General features: G+C 25.8%; 23 protein-coding genes. 6 read left to right on the top strand and 17 right to left on the bottom strand.

The window, feature by feature from the left end:
* The first annotated feature begins 132 nt into the window (after positions 1 to 132).
* The 6 genes from LEBU_RS05405 (at position 133) to LEBU_RS05380 (ending at position 6033) form a co-directional block, all read left to right on the top strand.
* Positions 133 to 1737 carry an anaerobic ribonucleoside-triphosphate reductase gene (locus LEBU_RS05405; protein WP_049756103.1) on the top strand — a complete coding sequence of 535 codons (1605 nt, stop codon included), beginning with the start codon at positions 133 to 135 and terminating at the stop codon, positions 1735 to 1737.
* A gap of 86 nt (positions 1738 to 1823) precedes the next feature.
* Entirely contained in the window at positions 1824 to 2438 is a 615-nt protein-coding gene (locus LEBU_RS05400) for an EcsC family protein (RefSeq protein WP_015769331.1), read from the top strand.
* Between the two features lie 138 nt (positions 2439 to 2576).
* Positions 2577 to 3548: a CRISPR-associated endonuclease Cas1 gene (cas1, locus tag LEBU_RS05395; RefSeq protein ID WP_015769330.1), complete on the top strand. Its 972-nt coding sequence runs from the start codon at positions 2577 to 2579 to the stop codon at positions 3546 to 3548.
* Positions 3549 to 3607: 59 nt separating this feature from the next.
* A complete protein-coding gene (gene cas2, locus LEBU_RS05390) occupies positions 3608 to 3898 on the top strand; it encodes a CRISPR-associated endonuclease Cas2 (RefSeq protein WP_015769329.1) in 291 nt (96 codons plus the stop codon).
* 15 nt (positions 3899 to 3913) lie between these two features.
* Positions 3914 to 4558, top strand: a complete 645-nt coding sequence (locus tag LEBU_RS05385) for a CRISPR-associated protein Cas4 (protein WP_015769328.1) — start codon at positions 3914 to 3916, stop codon at positions 4556 to 4558.
* A gap of 191 nt (positions 4559 to 4749) precedes the next feature.
* The gene (locus tag LEBU_RS05380; protein WP_015769327.1) at positions 4750 to 6033 is read left to right on the top strand and encodes an ISLre2 family transposase; all 1284 of its coding nucleotides are present in this window, start codon (positions 4750 to 4752) and stop codon (positions 6031 to 6033) included.
* A gap of 16 nt (positions 6034 to 6049) precedes the next feature.
* Here LEBU_RS05380 and LEBU_RS05375 read toward each other — a convergent pair whose 3' ends face one another.
* The 17 genes from LEBU_RS05375 to LEBU_RS05305 all read right to left on the bottom strand — a co-directional run bounded on the left by LEBU_RS05375 (position 6050) and on the right by LEBU_RS05305 (position 21224).
* On the bottom strand, positions 6050 to 7060 hold the full coding sequence (locus LEBU_RS05375) for an ATP-binding protein (protein WP_015769326.1): 1011 nt from the start codon (positions 7058 to 7060) through the stop codon (positions 6050 to 6052).
* Positions 7061 to 7072: 12 nt separating this feature from the next.
* Complete coding sequence (locus LEBU_RS12205) at positions 7073 to 7321, bottom strand: hypothetical protein (protein ID WP_238974519.1); 249 nt, start codon at positions 7319 to 7321, stop codon at positions 7073 to 7075.
* A 16-nt stretch (positions 7322 to 7337) separates the two neighbouring features.
* A complete protein-coding gene (locus LEBU_RS12200; protein WP_238974518.1) occupies positions 7338 to 7571 on the bottom strand; it encodes a hypothetical protein in 234 nt (77 codons plus the stop codon).
* On the bottom strand, positions 7564 to 8106 hold the full coding sequence (locus tag LEBU_RS12195) for a hypothetical protein (RefSeq protein WP_015769323.1): 543 nt from the start codon (positions 8104 to 8106) through the stop codon (positions 7564 to 7566). The genes LEBU_RS12200 and LEBU_RS12195 overlap by 8 nt, the downstream gene beginning before the upstream one ends.
* A 143-nt stretch (positions 8107 to 8249) precedes the next feature.
* On the bottom strand, positions 8250 to 8981 hold the full coding sequence (locus LEBU_RS05365; protein WP_015769322.1) for a YaaA family protein: 732 nt from the start codon (positions 8979 to 8981) through the stop codon (positions 8250 to 8252).
* Between the two features lie 389 nt (positions 8982 to 9370).
* On the bottom strand, positions 9371 to 10021 hold the full coding sequence (locus tag LEBU_RS05360; RefSeq protein ID WP_015769321.1) for a CRISPR-associated endonuclease Cas6: 651 nt from the start codon (positions 10019 to 10021) through the stop codon (positions 9371 to 9373).
* Between the two features lie 33 nt (positions 10022 to 10054).
* Entirely contained in the window at positions 10055 to 11818 is a 1764-nt protein-coding gene (locus LEBU_RS05355; protein ID WP_015769320.1) for a TIGR03986 family type III CRISPR-associated RAMP protein, read from the bottom strand.
* On the bottom strand, positions 11805 to 12230 hold the full coding sequence (locus tag LEBU_RS05350) for a hypothetical protein (protein WP_015769319.1): 426 nt from the start codon (positions 12228 to 12230) through the stop codon (positions 11805 to 11807). The genes LEBU_RS05355 and LEBU_RS05350 overlap by 14 nt, the downstream gene beginning before the upstream one ends.
* On the bottom strand, positions 12230 to 13135 hold the full coding sequence (locus tag LEBU_RS05345) for an RAMP superfamily CRISPR-associated protein (protein WP_015769318.1): 906 nt from the start codon (positions 13133 to 13135) through the stop codon (positions 12230 to 12232). The genes LEBU_RS05350 and LEBU_RS05345 overlap by 1 nt, the downstream gene beginning before the upstream one ends.
* A 10-nt stretch (positions 13136 to 13145) precedes the next feature.
* Complete coding sequence (locus LEBU_RS05340; protein ID WP_015769317.1) at positions 13146 to 13961, bottom strand: RAMP superfamily CRISPR-associated protein; 816 nt, start codon at positions 13959 to 13961, stop codon at positions 13146 to 13148.
* 24 nt (positions 13962 to 13985) lie between these two features.
* Entirely contained in the window at positions 13986 to 14495 is a 510-nt protein-coding gene (locus LEBU_RS05335) for a hypothetical protein (RefSeq protein WP_015769316.1), read from the bottom strand.
* A 23-nt stretch (positions 14496 to 14518) separates the two neighbouring features.
* Entirely contained in the window at positions 14519 to 16390 is a 1872-nt protein-coding gene (locus tag LEBU_RS05330; protein ID WP_015769315.1) for an RAMP superfamily CRISPR-associated protein, read from the bottom strand.
* Entirely contained in the window at positions 16380 to 18305 is a 1926-nt protein-coding gene (locus LEBU_RS05325) for a Cas10/Cmr2 second palm domain-containing protein (RefSeq protein WP_015769314.1), read from the bottom strand. Before LEBU_RS05325 ends, LEBU_RS05330 begins: the two co-directional genes overlap by 11 nt.
* Positions 18306 to 18390: 85 nt before the next feature.
* The gene (locus tag LEBU_RS05320) at positions 18391 to 19143 is read right to left on the bottom strand and encodes a hypothetical protein (protein ID WP_015769313.1); all 753 of its coding nucleotides are present in this window, start codon (positions 19141 to 19143) and stop codon (positions 18391 to 18393) included.
* Between the two features lie 29 nt (positions 19144 to 19172).
* On the bottom strand, positions 19173 to 19613 hold the full coding sequence (locus LEBU_RS05315) for a hypothetical protein (RefSeq protein ID WP_015769312.1): 441 nt from the start codon (positions 19611 to 19613) through the stop codon (positions 19173 to 19175).
* Between the two features lie 113 nt (positions 19614 to 19726).
* The gene (locus tag LEBU_RS05310; protein WP_015769311.1) at positions 19727 to 20677 is read right to left on the bottom strand and encodes a radical SAM protein; all 951 of its coding nucleotides are present in this window, start codon (positions 20675 to 20677) and stop codon (positions 19727 to 19729) included.
* Between the two features lie 232 nt (positions 20678 to 20909).
* Positions 20910 to 21224 (bottom strand): YkvA family protein, encoded by a 315-nt coding sequence (locus LEBU_RS05305; RefSeq protein WP_015769310.1) that lies wholly within the window; start codon positions 21222 to 21224, stop codon positions 20910 to 20912.
* Positions 21225 to 21466 lie beyond the last annotated feature (242 nt).

The raw sequence follows: 21466 nt of genomic DNA, 5'->3' as shown, positions 1-21466 counted from the left end.
CAAAAAACATTTTAGAAAAATAAAGTATTTAAAAGTTGGAAAATATATAAATGCATTGAGAATACAAGAAAAGTTTTATGGATCAAGTAATCAAAAATTTTATTCATTAGAGAGAAAAAGGAGAGATTATAAATGAGAGTTAATCAAGCAAACGCAAATACAAATGCGGCATACAGAATTTTGAAAAATGAGGAATTTAAAAATCAATTACATGAGGAAAGATACATTCATATTCATGACAAGGAATATACAGGAGTTTCGTACAATTGTATTGGGATTGAGTTAAGAGAAAAATTGAATGAATTGAAAAAAAATTTAGGCGAAATCGAAATTGATGAGGCATTAGACTATGTTTTTCAAGTTATTGTGAGCTTAACGAATGATCAGTCAGGTGGAATAGGATTTATTAATATTGACAGTGATTTGGCGGAGTTTGTACAAGAAATTTCTGAAGAAAAATTAATAACAAAAATTAGAAGATTGTATAAAAATTTGAATTTACCGTTGAGAAATGGTTATGAAAAGGCATATGTTTCGTTTAATTTGGGATTAGATACGAGTGAAAATGGCAGAAAAGTAACTAGATGTTTTTTGAAAGCGTTTGAACACGGTGAAGTTTTGAATGGATTGCCTTTTGTTTTTCCAAATATAATTTTTAAAGTGAAAAAAGGGATTAATTTTGATTTCGGTGACAAAAATTATGATTTATTTTCATTAGCGGCAAGAGTAACAGGGAAGAGAATGAATCCGACGTATTTTAATTGTGACAGTATCCTGGTAAAAGATATTAATGAGAAAAAAGTCGGAATAATGGGATGTAGAACATTGGTAGCAAGAAATGTGAATGGAGAAGAGGGAGCATTAAAAAGAGGAAATATTGCATCAATTTCAATAAATTTACCAAAAATTGCACGAGAAAGTATGGATTTAGATGATTTTTATAAAAAATTGAGTGAAATTTGCGATAAATCAAAAGATATTTTAATCCAAAAATATGAAGCGTTATGTAAATTGGAAATTGATAACTTTAAATATATTTTAGAAAATAATTTTTATGAAAATTCCGAAACATCAATAGAGAATAATAATATGAAAAATAGTTTTAAAAATGGAACACTTTCAATTGGTTTTATTGGTTTATTCGATTGTGTAAGTTATTTGATGAATGAAAAAATATCATTGGAAATGATTGAGAATAATTTAGAATTATCAAAGGGAATATTAAAATTTATACGAGAATTGACAGATGAATGGACAAAAAAATACAGTTTGAATTTTTCAGTATTGGCAACTCCAGGTGAAGGAATTAGTGGAAGATTTTGTGAAGATGAAGAAACTAAAGAATTTTATACTAACTCATTTCATATTCCAGTTTACTTAGATTTAGACGCATTTAAAAAATTAGAATTAGAATCAAAATTTGTTGAATACTGTAATGGTGGTTCAATTTCGTATGTTGAATTTTCTACACCTGTATTAAATAATAGTGAAGCAATTATGGATGTTATAAAATATGGAATTTTAAATGGAGTAATTTATTTAGGAATAAATTTCCCGTTAGATTATTGTGGAAATTGTAAAACTACTGGAATATTTGAAGAAAAATGCAGCTGCTGTGGAAGCGCTGAAATAAAAAAATTGAGAAGAGTATCGGGATATTTGTCATATAAAGAGACATTAAAAGGCGGGAAAAAGGCAGAAGAAAAATTAAGAAAATCTCATTTTAAATGTGAATGAAAAGTAAGTTATTAAATCGAGAAAATAAGCTAAGGGAAAATGGTACTATAATCTTGTGGAAATAAAATATTAGGAGGAGATAACCTATGTTGGAAAGAGAAATGATGAACTTGCTGGAAAACTGCTATAATAAAGCACTGGAAGGGGTATTACCTAGAGAAAGAACAGTTGTGGAGCTGGTAGAAGATTATTTAGCAAAAAGCAGCAGTAGAGAAAAAGCAATAGACAATTTAATAGGATATCAAACAGTATTGTGTGGAACAAATGGATTTATAACAGGATTAGGTGGATTATTAGTATTACCAGTGGCAATACCAACAAATGTAGCAGGTGTGATTTATGTACAATTAAGAATGATAGCAGCAATAGCACACATAAATGGGTATGATATTTACAGCGATCAAGTAAGAACAATAGCTTATACGGGTTTAACAGGAAGTTCAGCAGCAAATATATTAAAAAATGTGGGAATAAAAATTAGTGAAAAAGTGGCAGTTAATGCGTTAAAAAGAGTTCCAGGAGCAATATTGATAAAAATAAATCAACAAGTGGGATTCAGATTAGTTACAAAATTTGGACAAAAAGGTTTGGTGAATGTCATAAAAATGATGCCATTAGTAGGCGGAGTAGTAGGTGGAGTATTTGACACAGGGATGACATTAACGATAGGGAATATAGCAAAAAAAGTATTTTCGGAATAGTAAAGTAATTGTAAAAATTAATGCCAAATGTAACTTGGACTCTTGAAAGGAGTTTTTTAAGGGGTAAGAATCAAGAGTTTGAGTTAAATTTGGAAATGGATTTAAAATAAAAAAACATCTAAGAAAGGATAAAAACCTATGGAACTATATATAACAGATTTGGGGACAGTGGTAAAAAAGAGAGATGATTTGTTTGAGATAACTACGAGTGAGAAAAAGGTAGCGGTGGCTCCACAGAAGATAAAATCATTAGTGCTATCTAAAGGGATTTTTTTGACAACAGATGTAATAAAATTGGCAGTGGATAATAATATTGATATAGTGATTGTTGATGATTTTGGAAATCCGTATGGAAGATTTTGGCAAAGTAAATTTGGTTCAACAGCTAATATTAGAAGAAAACAGTTGGAAATATTTGGGACTCAAAAGGGAATTGAATTGGCAAAACAGATATTGATACAGAAAATTAAAAATTGTGCAGAACATTTGGAAGATTTGAAGATAAAAAGAGAAGCGAAAAAAGCATTTTTGGATAAACAAATAAAAGAAATGAAAAGATATATTTATCAAATAAAATTAGTAGAAGGAAATGTTAGTGAAAAAAGAGGGACTTTGATGGGGTACGAAGGAAATGCAGCAAAAATATACTACCAAACATTGTCGGAATTGATACCAGAAGGATTTAAATTTGAAAAAAGAAGTATGCACCCTGCGGAAGATGAATTTAATGCAATGTTAAACTATGCTTTTGGAATATTGTACAGTAAAGTTGAAAAAGCTTGTATTATTGCGGGACTTGATCCTTATGTCGGAATAATTCATACAGATAATTATGGAAAAAAATCGCTTGTTTTTGATTTAATAGAAAGTTACAGACATTTAGCTAGTAGAACGGTATTTTCACTTTTTACACAAAAAAGAGTTCAAAAATATTTTTTCAAAAGAGAAGGAAATAGTGTTATGTTGGTAGGCGATGGAAAAAAAGTTTTGGTTGAGAGTTTTTATAACAGATTGGAAAAAAAGGTGCGTTACAATAACAGAAATATTTCAAGTTTAGATAAGTTACAGTTTGAATGCCACGAATTAGCAAATTTTTTGATATCAAAGTAAAATTAAAATTTTGGGGACTTGAGGACTATTTTTGAATTATTTATAGAAGGTGATTGAAAATGATGACTTGGTTAATATACGATATAACAGATGATAGAAATAGAAGAGAAATTATTAAAATAGCACAAAAACATGGATTATATAGAGTTCAGAAGTCGGTATTTTTAGGAAATATGGAAAAAGATGAAGTTGATGAAATTATAGTGGAAACAAAAAAAGCAATTGATTTACGAGAAGATTCAGTATATATTTTCCCTGTTTGTGAAGCAGATTATAAAAAGGCAACATTACTGGGATTATCTTTTGAACAAGATATTGTTAAAGATGAAAAGCCAGTATTATTTTTTTAAAAGAGGTGAATAAAAATGGAAGTTATTAAATCTCAGAAAATATCAATATTTGAAGTTTTGGACTATATTTTTTGTCCTAGAATAATATATTATGAAAATGTGCTAAAAATGTTTGGAGAAAAAAAAGAAGATTCTAACAAGAAAGAAGAGGAAAGGGTGAAAGGAAAAAATAGTATAAATAGGAAATGGATATGGGATAGACTGAAATTAAAAAAACAAAGTATAGAAAAAATGATGAATTCACAAGAAAACATACTATACTGGTATAATAGAGAATTTAACAAAGAGTTGTCTTCAGAAAAATATCATTTTTATGGAAAATTAGACGACATACTTCTTTTAGAAGACAAAACAATAGTTCCAGTTTATTACTATAATGCTAAATATACAGCAAGAGAAGAAAATAGATACAAATATATAGTAGCCATGTTTTTAATATTAATTGAAGAAAAGTATAAAATTAAATCTCAAAAAGGGTATATTTTGTTTTTAAATGGTCTATCATTAAAGAAAATAGAATGTACAAATAAAAATTTGGAAAAAGTAAAAGAAAGTGCTGCGGAAGCATTAAAAATAATTGAAACTGAGCGATACCCAATAGAAATAGAAGGCGGTACAAAATGCCGAGATTGCTATTACAAAAAAATTTGTGGAAGATAGTATTAAAAAATAAAAATAGAGGAAAGCATTTTTTAGTAAAATTATCATAAATAGATTTTCCCTTTTTTTGCAAAAAATCAGACAGAGTAAAAAATATAGGGCAAATAAATTTAATTAAATTTCAAATTAACAAAAAAGAGGAAACCAGTTACAATATAATCGCCAAACTCTATTGAAAGGTGGTTCCCTCTATGATTAGAGTATCAAATTTTTCCTCGCTTGTAAAGATTTTTTTTAAAAATATTTTTTCTTTCAGACTTCCGTTTGAGCAGCAGTTTAAGCTGTTTGTCACAAAAGCTTTTGAAACGCTGTTTAGAGTTTATGTCAAAAGAGTTGATGATTACTTCTTTCATTCCAACGAAAGAAAAAATAAGTTTAAAAGCAAAGGATTTGTTAAAAGAACTGTTATCACTGCCTTCGGGGATGTAACTTTTGAACGTCGAAAATATGTAGACAAGAAAACAGGCATTCACTATTACATTGATGAAAAAATTGGACTTAAGCGGTATAGGCGGCTTTCTGAGGAAATGATTTTTACTATACTTTTTGAATATCAGTATACTACAGCTTCATTTCTTGCAAAAACTTACGGTGTTTCAAGGGCTACCGTGTATAATCTTGTCAATTCTTTTCAAATGCCAAAACTTGATATTGAAAGATTTGAAAGGGATGACGATTCGCCAGTATATATGGAGATTGATGAAGACCATATGAAGTGCAGAAGAAGTAAAAATACATATATGAGGATGGTTGTAATACATCGTGGAATTGAGGAAATCTGCACAGACAGGAACAAACTCATTGACAAACACACAATAATGTTTCCTACATCCGTATCGCTTGAGGAAGTGTCGGAGTATGTACTTAACTATCTTGAAAAAAGATACAATATGGACAAAAAGAAACTAATTGTGAACTCTGATGGAGGAATATGGATAGACAGCTTTGTAAGAGAGCTTGGAATTTACAAGCCAATACACATTTATGACAAGTTCCATTTAGTAAAAGCCATAGCTGAAATTTCTAAAAGGGACAAGGAAATATCAAAAAATCTTTACAGGTGGCTTGAGAAAGATAACTTTGCAGAACTTGAAAACTTTTATGAAAATTTCAAGGAAAAGGAGAATGTAAGCCAGAGAAGAAAAGACCAGACGAAGATGCTGTTTAACCAGTATGAGAAGATAAGAAGAATATACACGGAGGAGGACTACATAGGCTCAAGGACGGAAGCCCTAGTATCCCACGAATGCTCAAGATTTCTATCAAGTAGACCAAAAGCATTTTCGAAAAGAAAGATAAAGGCAAGAGCGTTATACCACACTTTCTTTGCAAACTATGGAAAAGACAGGGAAAAGGCGTATGAATTGTACTTTAGCGGCAAAAGAACGAGTTCACTAGAAAAGGTAATAGAGATGGAATACTTGCCAGAAATTGTTAATGAAACAGGAAAAAACACAAATATGCCATATTTGTGAAGAGGAGAATGTCCGATTAGGGAAATTTTGAAAGAAATATCACAAAGTAAAATATTTTAAAAAAAGCAGTCAAAAAAGATTTGTTGTCGTATTTAATGACTGCCCCTATATTTTTTACTCTGTCTTTTCTTTTTTCAATAATTTTTTTTTTTGATTTTTTATCAAAATCTCTCAATATTTTTGCTAAATAAAGAAAATTCAAATAATTATTTACAATAATATCCTTTGAATTACTTTTGTTTATATTATATAACTTAAAAGTATCATCAATTATATTTAAATCTATATCTGAATACTCTATATTTTCTAAATATTCTTTAAATTTTTCATATAAATTAGGAATTAGTAGTACTAGATATGCATTTTCAAAATTATCATTATTTTTTCGATTTATATTGGTTAAATAATTATATATATTTTTTTTACTTCCATTTCCAAATCCCATATTTAATTTATGAATACTATCTTTTCTTCGATACTCACTAATAAAATTCAATCTTCTTAAATCAGTGTTCATAATTTTCTTTTTTAATGAAAACTTTATCATTCCTATTTTTTTTATGTTATCATAATAATGTTCTGTTTTGTTTTCTATTGTTATTTTTTTATCTTTTCCTACCTTTATAAAGATTAATTTTCTAAACCCATCTTTTTCACGTATTTCAAGAATAAAATTTTTGTCATTCGTAAATTTATAGAGAATCATACTATTCGTACTATTTCTATAGGGAAGGAAGTCTTCTTCATCTAAATCATCTCCTTCTAAAATTCCTAATTTAGAATCTCCAAAGCCTAATACTTGTAAAATACTTGTCTTCCCACTCCCATTTTTCCCAATCAACAAATTAACACTATCTATATTTCCTATTGTTTTATCAATAGAATAAAAATTTTCTATATTATTATCAGTTTTTGCTTTATTAATTATTATTCTATCTTCAAAAGTAATTTTATAATTATTATCAAAAGTAATTCCAAAATTTTCTAGCCCTTTATATCCTTTTACCCACATATATATCGGAAACATTTCATATCCTCCTTAAATTTTTATATCAAATTCTTCTAAGATATCTTTAGTTAATTTTGCCAAAGGCTCTCCATTTTCTATTCTTTTTCTATACGGCTCTTTCACAATATCTTTAAAATATTCTTCAAGCTGTTTTTTCTTATCAACATTACTTTCAAACATTTCTACACAATTTTCCAAATAATTTTCTGGATATTTTTCAATATTATATAGTAAATTTTGAATATACTGATTATGCGATTTTTTATATACTCTATCCAATCCCAAATTTTCAATACTATTCTTTACTTTTTTCTACGTCTTCTTTATTTTTAAGATTTTCATAGTCAATTTTTACATAAAAATCGGAATCCTTTTCTCCTAAAATTTCATATATAACTTCTTTTGAAGTCTTAAATTTTACTCCTAATTCATCAAAACTTTCCTTATACGGATATACAGAAACACCCTTGTCTTTATATCCTTTAAATCTGCTATTACAAACTTGGCAACTAGGTATGAAATTATACAAAGACAAAGCTAAAAATGGGATATAATGATTTTGGATAAAAATGATCCAAATCTGCTATTGTTTTCTTGCCATAACTACTAATATAGTTTCTTTGACAATATGGACATACTTCTATTCCCATTAATGATAATAACTTATGTCTACTCCATTTTCCTTCTTCGTATAATTTCTTATAACAAAAAAGTTGATTCGGCAAATACTTTTTAGGTATTTTTAATTTATCAAAACATACTTCTAAAACACTTTTTTTCTTTCCTACTTTTTGCATTAAATTTCTTAATTTTTCTATTTCGTTAATTTTATAATCCAAAAATAATTCTTCTTTTATAACAAACTCTTTCTCTTCTGCTACTATTTTTTTTAGCATTTCTATATGTCTTTCGAACTCTTCATAGTCAGAAAATTTATCTTCATATAGTTTTTTTAATTCTTCAAATGCTTTTTTTATTCTAGGAAATATTTTTTTACAATACCATTCCGAATGTTCTTCTTTTATTTTCTTCCACTTTCTCTCATCTATGTCTATTTTTATCATCTTTTATCCATTTACAAAATTTAAAAATCTACAATTTTATAATTTCTAATTTTTCTTAATCCAGTATACTATATTTCATCAATAATTTCTATTACTATTAACAAAAAAAGAGGAAAATAAAAATCCTCTTTTTTTCAAATTTATTATTTCTTCACATAAACAAATTTTCTCTCATCCGACATATTCTCATCAAAAACATATCCATCCAAAGTAATATTTCTCAATTTTTTCACATCACTAATCTTATTTTTCACAATATAATTTAGAGTAAAGCCTCTCATTTTCTTCGAGTTTGTACTCACTTGCTTTAATTTCCCATTTGAATCTTCCCAAAACTCAAAATTAATCAATTTATCAGGGTTTATAAGTTTAGAATATTCCTTTGAGGCAAGATTTAAAATAATGTCTTCCTTTTCAAAATATTCATTTACACTTGATTTCCAAACCTCATAAAGCGACTTACTTTCAAAAATTGAATTTGTCATATCAAGCCGATATTCCTTCACATTTGTATAAGGCGTCAAAACCCCATACAAAGCAGACAAAATAACCAGATGCGATTCCAAATATTCAAAATCATTTTTATCAAGTGTTTCAATCTTTATAGCCTTATACGCAACACCAGTATAGCTTGTCAAAGCATTTCCACTTTTCTCGTTTTCATAATTTTTATAAAATTCCAATAACTTTTGTGCCTTTTCATTTTTTAATTTAAACTTTTTCTCAATTTCCTCTACAGAAAAGGTTTTTATTTTTTCAATAATTTCCTTTGTTATTTCTAGATAAAAAGGCTCTTTTTCAGTCAAAGAGCCACTATCTTTTATTGGAAAATTGTTAATTTTTTTAGTTTTGCTTGGTGATATTATAATTTTCATAGATTAAATCTCCATAAATTTCATCAGTATATTTCGCTTTATTTTTTTCAATCCAAATTTCCAAATCTTTTCTTTTTTCAATCCTTATTCTACTGGATTCTCTTCTTTTATCCGTTCTACAGAGCAGACTCTTTATTTTCAACTCTTATAGAGTTTTTTTGAGAATCTAACTCTATTAAAATTAACAGATATATGACAAGATTTTTATTGTTTTTCCACTTATTTCCGTAACTTTTTTATTTCCCAATTCCTTTATTTTAGCTACTTTGCAAGTAAAAGAAATTACAATTAAAATATAAAGATATGGTAATAATAACCATATTCATTTTACCATATCTATTTAGTTTTATCAATTAAAAATATTTAGTTTCATGTAATTTCATAAAAATTTATTTCTCAACTTTCACAAACGTTCCATAACCTAAATTTTTTCTTTTTCCAAGTGAGAAATAATCTGGAAATTTTATGTTTGTATAAAAATTTCCGATAAACGCTATCATATTTACATTTTTCAAATCTCTTGAAGTTATTTGCAAATCTGCCGAAACATAAATTTTATTTTCTTTCTCAAGCCAAATTCCCAAACCTTTTAATACTTCTAAAATGTTATTCGTAATTGCTTGTTCCAATGTGTACTCTCTCCTCAAGTATTTAGAAAAATTTTTGTCATTTAATGGTAAATACGGCGTCACAAATCTATATTCATACATTTTATCCCCCATAAACTCTATTTCATCATCAAAAATTTCAATTTCTTTCTGAATATCAAAAATCAAATTCCCATCAATATTCAAATAATCAATTTCTTCAAAAAGTTTCTTATTTATCTCAGTAACATCTTCACCAATTCCCATCACAGAAAGCATATTAGTAATCAATTTATACTGCAACTTAGGATACGAATAATTATATCCGTCTGATAAATGATTATGGAATAACACATTTTCTTTATATTTATCTGCCAAAAAACCTCTTAATTTTTCTAGGTCTCTCATTGTATGCTTTTCGTTTCTTTTGAATTTTAATATTGAGTATTTCACTGATAACTATCCTTTCAATATTTTTCTTAATTTTTATTTTCCAGATATTTTTAATATTCCTTCTAAAATTAATTCTCCTTTTGATTTTTTGTTTAAAAACCAATTTAGTGTATTTTTCCCTGGAGTTCTACCATTTTCTTCTGGAAAAGGACTTTTACTAAAATCTAGATTATTTGTTTGTGAAAGTATTATTTTTAATTCTTCAACATTAGCTCTTTCATTAATATACTTTTCTTTTGCTTTATTAATATATTTTTCTTTTTTGCCACTTTCAAATATACTTTCTGAAAAATTACTATATTTATTTCTATTTTCCAAATTAAATTCTTCAATTATTATTTTACAACTTCCAAATCCAAATGCTTTTCCTCTACCTATTTTATGTAATAATCCATTTTCTAGTTCTAAAGCATAAATTAATACTCCAAGCTCTGAATCCATTAAATTTTCAAAATGAACATCAAATTCAAATTCATTTCCATAATCTAATAATTCTAAACTTGAATTATATTTTTCTCTACTATTCATTGTTATTGAGTTAGAAAATGTTTTAAAATCTTTTTCTATTTTATCTCTATGATGCCAATAAAATTTTCTTCCTTTTATAAATATTCCTTCTTCTGCATTACTATTGTAATCTTTTCTATTTAAATAAAAAGATACCTGTGTAGGATGAGGTTCTCCAAAAGGTTTTAATATAACTAATTTCCCATTATTTATTATTTTAGGATTTTTATTAATTATTTTAGCATCTTCAAAAAATACTCTTCCTTCTAAAGCAACTAAATCACCCTCTTTATTATTATCTTTTTTGGTATTATCCCCTATTGTTCCAAATAATTTTTCTGAAAAAGATAATTTTTCCAATGAATCACTAGGTTGAAACTTTTTTGGGACTAAATCTAATGGAGAAAATTTATATCTTATTCTAGGTATTTCAGAAAAAACTAAATGAACCATATCATCTTTAGTATTTTTTTTATACATTATGATCGGATCACCAACTTTTAACTTGAAAAAATTTTTCTCACTTCCGCCTTTTCTACTTTTATAATAAAAATCTTTATTTTCTTTTTTATCTCTATCACTTCTTTGTTTGATGAGATATTCTATATCTTCAAGTTCCTTCTTAGTAAAACGGTATAATATTTCATTTGTTTTGACTAGTATTTTTTCATATTTTTCTTTCGGTCTTTCAGAAGCAACCCATATTGTTACTGTAATTACACCTTTCCCATCTTTTTTTCCTAATAATTCTTGGTATTCTTTTTCTGTTTCTATTTTATCAATTTTTTTTATTTTTTCTTTCATATAAATTTTATATATCTTACCTTTTTTATCATAAGTAGGAGATTTTTTAGATAAAATTTCCTTTTTCACTTTTACCCTATGAGCCAATCTAATAATACCATCTTCCCCATCTTTAGGAAGGGATTCTATTATTCCATATTTAACTATACTTTCTCTATTAGGTTTTAATCTTTCTTCCAATCTTTCATCTTCAATATTTCTAATTACACTATTTGTTAAAACATCTACTATATTCCTTATTGCTCCTTTTAAGGAACTTGCTGGAATAGTCAATCTTTCATTTTCTTTATAAAAATATTCTAAAGTATGACCTGCGTCATCTATTTTTTTCCCACCTATAAACAAAGGACTTTTCGTAATTAATTTACATTTAAATTTTCCAGTATTTGTTCCTACTTCTCTTTTTCCTCTATCTATAACTTTTTCTCCAAGTGATACAAAATTATATGGATATTGTTTTATTGGAATCACATTATTTTTTCCCATTTTTTTCACCTCCCAAAAATTCTAGAAACTGAACAATCTCTTTTTTAGTAATTTTATTTTCTCCAGTTAAAACTTTTAAACGATTAACTTTTTTCCCATCTGGATTTTCTTTAATTTTTATCAATATTTCTCTAAACTTTTTAGTATTTTCATCAAAGTCTTCTGAATTTACTTCTGAATACCTGTAATCGTCTTCTCCAAATTGATAAATTGTTTTCATAAAATTATTATTAAAAAGGTAAATCTTATAAAAATTTTCAAAGTCACTTTCAGATAGTAAATTTAAAGCATTTCCTTCATTTTTAAATATTTTTATTCCATTTTCTTTTTCATAGTTTATATAAACTAAATTATAAATATCATTTCGTAATTCTTCTTTCATTTTCTCTTTATCAAATTTTTTAAATTCCATTATTCCACCTCTCTAAAAAGTGCCTTTATAAACTCATTTGGATTTTTTACATTTATTTCTTTAAATTCTTTTTTTAACCTCAAATTTTCTTTTAAAAATTCATTTCCTAATTTTATTGAATTAAAAAAATCAATCTCGAAATAATTCTTTAAATTAACTACAAATTTTGTTTTATCTCTATAATTTTCAATAACCATACTTTTAATATTAAATTTTACTTGTCCAAATCCTCTTGTTTTAGAATTTCCTAATCTAATTTCTCCTAAGTAGCTATCTCTTAAAATAAAATAAATATTTTTCATTTCTTCCAAACTAATATTATTTATAATCAATTCTGTTTCAAATTTTTCCATTGTACATTCATAGTTTAGTGGTACAACTGCTTTTCCAGTAAACTGATCTATTGGAGTTATGTCTCTTTTCATTATCACTTCACTCAATGCTTCGTCAATATTTTTTAAATAAAAATTTTTTCTCAATTCCTCTTTTTCAAGATAAGCATCTTCTATAAAAATTCTACCTTTTTGAGCTTCTTCTCCTTCTATCCAACCAAATAAATTATTAACTTCTCTATGATTTTTGTTTTTTTCTTTAAAATTTGATTCATCATCTTTTATTATATCGTAAATTTTATTAAATTTTTCTCTAAATAATCCTCTTAATGTAGAACCAGGAATAAATATTTCTCCTTCTCTAGAATCTTTATTTTTTTTATTTTTATCATATTCCACTAAATTCCCTCTTGGAGAATCTGAAGTCACAAATGATATTACACTTTCACTTTTTTCTTTATTGCTATTTTCTTCTTCAGAACCATCTCCCAATTTTATAATTAAAGGAGAAATAGGTTCAATTTCTAATTCTAAAACCAATTTATTTTCTAATTTTAAAAATTCTTTTTCCATTTTTCTTCTCCTAATCTAAACTAAGATTCTCTGTTTTAAATATTTTTTCTTGCTCTTTAATTTCATATGGAAATTTTCCTTCAAAAATATATTTTTTCAATTTTTCTTTATCATCTGATGTTACATACTTCATTTTTAAATCTTTTAATCTACATTTTCCAATTCCTCTTGAAGTTTTACCACCAAATAAATCACCGTTATCTTTTAAAATATCATTTAACGCCAATCCTATTAAATCCAATTGGTAATTTTCTATATTTTCCAATTCAATATTTAAGTCAAATTCTGTTCCTGCGGGAACTACATCATAATCAAATTTTGCTCCTTTTTTAGTAGCTCCTGTATTTCTATCAATTTTTATTCCATCTCTTGTTACATATTTGACATCTTTTAATACAGGCATGTCAGATATATGTATTCTTCCAGCCAAAGATTTCAAGTCTTTTAGATTTTTATTAACTTCTTCTTCTCCGATTTCTTCTATTTTTTTATTTAAAAACTTCGCTACAACTCTTTTTTTTACATCTAAATTTTTTTCTTTATCTAAGTTAGTATATCCAAATATCAATTTTACATCAGCTTCATTTAATTCTTCGCCATTATTTTTTATTTTAAATCCATTCCCACTATCTAAAAATCTTTCTAATTTTGTGCTTAAATATCCTCTAAAAGTTGATCCAGGAATATAAAAATTTTTATCATCATCTAATGATATAAAAGGGGCATCTCTATCATCTTTTTCTCTTCCACTTCCTATATGTAGAGCATTCAAAACAACTATTTTCCCTGTTAAGATATATTTATTTTTAAATGTTGAAAAATCCATTATTCTTCCTCCGTTTCCTTTACTTTATCTAAATTCTTTTTCCATTCTTTTTTTCCCAAAAATATACAACAAATATTTTTCTAATACTTGGAAATTTTGTTTATTTTTTTTAGATTCTGATTTTCTAAATTCATCAGTTAATTCTTTTTCTTTTGTTTTTAAAGGTTTTTCAATAAATTCTTCCTTTACAAACTCATAAAATTTTGTTGCAATTTTTCTCTCTCTTTGTTTCTCAATAAAATCTTTTACTTTTTTTTCTTTATCATGAAGATCAAATTTTTTTTCTTTTATAAAATCGTAAAATCTTTTAAACTGAGCCAGATTTAACATTCCTTTTTCTTCTGTTTCTATATCAGAAATTATTTCTTTAAATTTATCGTTTTCTAAAAATTTTTTCAGTGTTTTCTCTTTTTCTAAATTATCCACAAATTCTTCATCAATATCTTTTAAAAATAATTCTTCTACACTTAAATTCTTCTCTAAACTTTCACTTTTTTCTATTTTATTCTTTCTTTCAGGTATAAAGTTGTACATAATTTTCTCCTACATTAAATTTCCTATTTTCCACATTCTCTCTCACTACAAATTCTAACTCTTCCAAAGCCTTCATTTCTTCTAAGTCCAATTCCATTTTCCTCTATTTTTTCTAAATATCCCAAAATTCCCTCTAAATTTTCATTATCAACACAATAAGAAATTACACTTCCTTGAGTTATAACTATTTCATCCATTTTTCTTGAATTGTTTATGATATTATATCCTCTCAATTTCTCTACATTCACAAAAGTTCTTCTATTATTTAAAGTTAATTTTTCTCCAAAATTTTCATCAAATAATATTAAAATCTGATCTCCAACATTGCTAACTTCATTAAATGGCAAAATCATATCTGAAAGAAAATCAAATGTTATCAATTTTTGCTTCCCCTCTTTTAATTTTTCATCTCCAGAACAGACTTTTTCTCTTTCTTCTTCAGATTTTTTATTATTTTCATCATCAAATCTTACAAAATCTTCTTTAATTTGATTATTCAATTTTTCGATTCTATCTCTAATACTCATACCTTGTTTTTTAGAATATTTTTCAAACTTAATTTCTACTTTTCCAAACCCTTTTGTTTTATACTTCCCAATTTTTAATTCATATTCCTTCCCAATTTCAAACAGTCCTTCTGGAATTTCTACAATCCCCTTAAAACTTATTCCCTCCTCTTTTTCTACATTAGTCAAATCCATATATTCTGTACTAAACAAATAACTTTCTTTCGTAGTTCGTGTTTTTTCATCAATTTTTATGCTCAATTCAGTCCCTTCCGCATTCAATAATGACAATGAATCCCTTTCAAATTTTATTCCACTTTCATCTTTAGAATACGTTTTGTATTCTTTCATCACACTAATCGCTTTATCAATTTTTTCTGGTTTATTATTTTTTACAGGATATTTCGTTTTAAATCCACTTGCTAATTTGAATTCTTCTTTCTCATCTCCACCTTTTTTCACAATTTTTTTCACTTCAGCAATTTTTATTTTCAATAAATCTTCAATTTTAAAATTATTATCCAATCCATACTGAATAACAGCTCCTCTTATCGAAGATCCTTGCAAAGAATTTCTCAGTCCAACTGCATTTTGTCTGACTTTTCCTTGAAGTACTGAAACTTCCAAAAAGTTCAAAGTATAACTGTATTTTTCTACTTTTCCTAATTCCTTTAAGTTTGATTTTTTTAATCTATCTTCTAATATAATTTCTGATATTTCTTTTACTGTTTCAAATCTACTACTCTTTTCATTCAAATCACATTTTTCATCAATTCCTACAGAAGTAAATCGAATTTCAACTTTCCCCAATCCTCTTGATTTCAAACCTCCAATTTTATCAATATGAAGAAAACTAGCCAACAAAAATTTTAATTTCTTTTCTAAATTTTCTTCATTTTCCTCTTTTTCAAAAAACTTATTACTTAACTCAAAATTTCCTACAAAAATATTTTTAGATTTTACAAATTCATAATTAAATAATGAGTTGTCTTCTGCTACTCTTGTTTTTCTGTTAATTTTTACACCATATCTATCCCCAATTTTATGATTAATTTTCTCTAAATTTTTTTCGGTTTTTAATTTTAAATCTGAAAATCTAATCTTACTCGGATTATTCCCTTCGCTGCCAAAATATTTTTCTGAAAATTTTTCTCCATTTAAATTATCTCCGAAATATTCTTCAAAAACATTTTCATTAATCCCAGCAAAAGCATTTCTAAATTCTAAAATTTTTCCTCTAAATATTCCTTTTATATGTTTAGCTGAAAAATATGGCATTCCATTTTTATCTCTTTTTATTTCAACATCAATTTCCTTTCCAATCGTACCAGTTTCAGCTGTATTTGCTGGTGTCAGCAATTTCACTTCATATCCTATTTTAATTCCCACTATTGTTATCCTCCTTTTCTGAAGATTTTTCGTCCTTTTGAATAAAATCATAAATTTCCAATATATCAAAAATATTATCAAAAAATTCTTTAAATTTCTCATTTCCAGTTTCAAAATCTAATTTTATTTTATCTTTTATTTTCCATACTTCATCTAGAACTTGAATTTCCTCCAGGCTCATTTTAGATAAAATATTTATTGATTCCATAATTTTTTCATTATCAGTTTTTGTTTCATCTTTTTTCAAATCATAAATATATCTAATTTTTGTATTTGGAAAATTTTTATTTTTCAATTTTTTTACATTTTCAATGAGTTTATCAATACTTTCAGATACTTTCTCATCTAATTTATTAATGCTGTATGGTCTTTTTGAAATATACAGTTTTCTCTCATTTTCATCTTTTTTATCAAATTTATCGTACCATTTTTTTCTATATTTTTTTATATCAACATTTCCTTCATTACCAATTACTTGAAAATCAATATATCCTGTTCGCACTTCCCCTTCTCTATTTTTATTTTCTTGATATCTTTTCGCTTTAGCAGATTTTTGTAATTTAAGACCTTGTTCAAATAATTGAAACATCGGTGTTTTATTTTTCGCAATTACAACTCCACAAGAAGAAGTTATATTTTCTGGATTTTTCTTTTCATTTTTTTGATTTTCAATTTCAGTAAATTTTTTCATTTTTTCTTCAAATTGTTTTTGAAATTCATATGAAATTTCTATTGCTAAATCTGCTGGAAATACTGCACAAACATCATCTCCTCCAACAATAAGAAATTCTCCAATTACAGATTTTTCAATATTTTCCCCTTTTTCATCTTTCACAAATTTTCCATCTTTCAAAATCGGTTTTTTCTTCACAAATTTACCTTTTTCATACATTTCCTTAATAACTTCTTTCAACACATATTTCGTATTTCTATCCAAAATAACACTGAATTTTCTCATAAATTTTAAATATTCTTCTTCAATTGTATAAACTTTTTTTACATTTTTCAAAAAATCTCCAAGTCCATCTCCATCACTATACACAAATCCAATAAAACTATCTCCTACTGAATAATCATCAATCTCTGTATTTAAATGAATATCATAATTAAGAGCCTTTTTTATAATCGAATAAAATCCAATCTCATTCACATCATCTTTTATCATTTTATTAGAATACTTAATTTTTACAGCACTTTCTTCACTAATTTTCATGTTATCTTTTTTTATAACATTTCTTATAGCAGTTATAGTATCTTCCACCTGTTTATCATCATCAGAACCTTCACCACTTCTATGAATTTCTATGTTTTCCAAATCTTTTTCTAGATTTTTCAAACTTACAACAGCTGGTTCAGTCCCTGATAAATCGCACTTCACAGCAAATGGCAAGTCAATATTCAACATAGGAAATCCTTCACTTTTTTTCTCAGCAGTTTTCTGTGCCAATTCATCAATTGCAGTCCATATTTTTTCATTTTCTTTCATTGGATAACACTCTGCAACTACTTTTGCACTTGGAGCTAAACTTTTGTATATTTCTTTTATCTCTTTACATATCTTTTCAGCAGTTTTTTTACTATCAACTAAAAATTTAGCATTTCCAGCTCCAATATACAATATTCTTTTATCAATAGTCTTATCTATTTCTTCATCTACTTTTTCTAAAAATTCCTTGTCGGCATTAATATTATAAATCTTATCTACAAGTTCATGTGTTTTATATTCTAATCCATATTTCTTCAATATTCTTGGCACTTCGACTTGATTCATATAATCCAAAAGATAACTTGCCCCTCTAATCAATTTCAATTTATTCGTTGAAAAAATAAAATCTTTAATTTTTACAGTTTCAATACTTACTAAAACTCTATTTTCTTTTAATACATTTTCAAATGTTTTATCTTTTTCGCTCATTTTGCCTCCTTAAAATTCATTTTAAATAATTTTTATGTTTTAATTTAATCTTTATTATTAATTATACTTTAAATAGGTTTAGGAATTAACTTCTACTTATAATTTCTCCAAATCCATACTCTCTAAATTCTCCAACACCAACATATTTCACATACTGAAGAAGAATCAAAAGTATCTTCCCATGGTATCCTTGTAACACAAGCTCTATATCTCCTAAATAAACTTTTTTTATTTCACCATTCAGTAAATTTACCCTTTTTTCTCTATACAGTTCTCTTTTTATTGTAATTGAATTTAAAATACTTTCTTCCATTTCCTGTGTTTTAAAACCTGTATCTTCTTCCACATTCTGCAAAATAATTTTTAATATTTTTTCAAATCCAAAAATTGACTTTCTTTTTACTAAAATAGGATTAACAATTTTTAAATTTACTTTTTCATAAAAGCTCAGTGTTCCTACATCTAACGCTTTTATCTCTTTATCAAAATCATATTCACCACACCAAGTATCATTTTTGGTTATAATTCCAACTAACTGAAAAATTCCATCTCCTATTACAAGATTTTCTTTATTTATAGCTAATTGAAACAATTGATCTTGTAATTTTAAAAAAATTTCTTGCGTTTTAGGAATTACTCTAATCTTATATTTTTCTCCTTTTTCCAATTTTATGCTTTCATTAAAAAATTCACCAAAAATATTTGAAACTCTCAATTCCTCTCGCTTATCTATTTTCAGTATTTCTGACATTCTTTTATGAATCTCAAAACTATACATTTTTTTATTATCTATAATTTTATCTTCTACCGCAGAAAGTTCTAAAATTACACCATTCATTTATTTTCCCTTCCTTATTAAAAATTTCTTTAATTTTTATTTTTATTATTCAAAATGTATTTAAGCGGTAAATTACTTACTTTCTTTAATGCTGCCTTTTTTAAGATTTCTTCTGATTTTATTTCATTTTGAAATGACAATATAAATGTCTGATTATTATTTTTTTCTATTCCAATACTTATTTTTTCATCATTATGATTTCTATAAATGTCTATGTGCCAGTTTAATTCTTCCAAAAAACGACTTCTTTTATTTTCCAAATTATTTTCATACTCTTTTAAATTATTTACTTCTTTCGGTTTATTATATATCCCTCTATTTATATATCTTATTTTCATTGCTTTTGTATTATTATTTAAAGAATAATTTTGGATAATTTCTGTATACTTTAGAATCATTATGAGAGTGAATATATATTTTTTTATTTCAAAATCATTTTCAGTAGTATAATATCTTTCCTTTGTTTCCAATGTTTGATATAATCTGTAACCATTTTCTTTTAATATTTCAATGACATTTTTTACATCTAAATTACTTTTATAATAAAATTCTGTTTTCTCTAGTATAAACTTTCTTTTCTTTATCAGCAGTGGACTGTCTTCTCCATACTTCTTAACAAATCCATTATTTTTTCATTTCCTAATTTAACTTTTTCTAATAAATTCTCTCTTTTAACTTCATAATTTTCATTCGATAAAATAAAACAAGGAAAATATTTCAATTCAGCAGTCAAATTCACATCTCTATTTTTTAAACAATTACTACAACCAAAACTGCAAGTACATTTTTGTAATTCTACTTTCAACTTATCTTTATACAAATACAATTTTCTTCTAGGAATATCTTTCAACAAAAGTTTCAATTCATCCTTCCAAACTTCTTCAATCTGCTCTATTTCAGTAAAATATTTATATAATTCTTTTTTCCCTTCAATTACCAACAATTCCAAAAATTTAATATAGTCTATATTATTTTGTAATGCAAATTCTAAAATTTCTCTTATTTTATCTTTTCCTGTATTTATCCCCTTCAATAATACAAAATTTAATTTTATATTCAAATTTCGTAATTTAGCTTTTCGTATATTTTCTACCACTTTCTTGAATCTAACATCCATCACTTTTTCTGAATTTAAATTCTCAGCTAAGCAAATAATTTTTTCATAATCTTCTGGATTTAACGAATGTAACGATATATTAAATTTAAAATTCCCTTTATATTTTGATACACACTCGAGCAATTCATCATCCATCAAAAATCCATTTGTGACAATTGTAATATCTGGATACATCTTTTTATGATCTAATTTTTTAAAATACCATTGAATATCTTTCTTTTTTGTCAACGGTTCACCATCAGTAAAAGTCAAATCATTATATCCATTTTTTAAAGCAATTTCAATCAAATCATAAACTTCTTCCTTCGTTTTAGAAATCCTTTTTTTGCTCATATCTAATCCTTCTTCATGACAGAAGAAACATCTGTAATTACATTTTTCTGTTAATGAAATTCTTAGAGATTTACTTATTTCCATATTTTCCTCCCTTAATGCTCTTTCATTTATCTAGTATTTTTATAAATAAATCAATCTATAATATATTTTATACCACATTTTGTAAGAAATAACAATTTTTCACTAGACCTTTTTAACAAAAATCTAATCAAAATAATAAAAATTATCACAATTTTTTATAAATATACTCGACAACTTCTCAAATTACTAAATTATCTAATAATTTCTATTAAGAAGCTATCGAGCAATTTTTTTACTTATTTTCTTCCCACTTTTTAAAATCGTTTATTATATCTGCCATACTTTTCAAAATTTCTGCTACTACTGCTATATCATCTGTAAAACCTAAAACTGGAATAGCATCTGGCACTGCATCTAACGGTAAAATAACATACATTATAGCTCCAATTAATTTAATTAAATTCCAAGTTTCTATTTGATATTCCCCTTTTATAACTGCCTCTACCAATCTAATAATCACTAAAAAATTTTCTGAAAATTCTCCTAAAAATCTTGCTAATTTTTTTGCTTTTCTTATTTCATCAAAATTCATACTTCTTTTTGCCATTTTTATCACTCCTATTATTTCTGATAAATTTATTATATAGTATTCGAATAACCTATTTAGAAGACAATTTAACTTATTTTTTCTAAAAAAATAAAAAAACAACCCTATAAAAGTTGTTATTTTTTTCTATATTCTGTTTCAATCCTTGTTTTAATGGATTCACTTCTTTAACATGATGTATTATTATCTTATCCAGGATATATTAAATTGTTTCAATCAAAAAGAAAAAAAAGAAATTTTGG

Source organism: Leptotrichia buccalis C-1013-b, from assembly GCF_000023905.1.
Taxonomy (GTDB): domain Bacteria; phylum Fusobacteriota; class Fusobacteriia; order Fusobacteriales; family Leptotrichiaceae; genus Leptotrichia; species Leptotrichia buccalis.
This window is presented reverse-complemented; position numbering and strand designations above follow the sequence as displayed.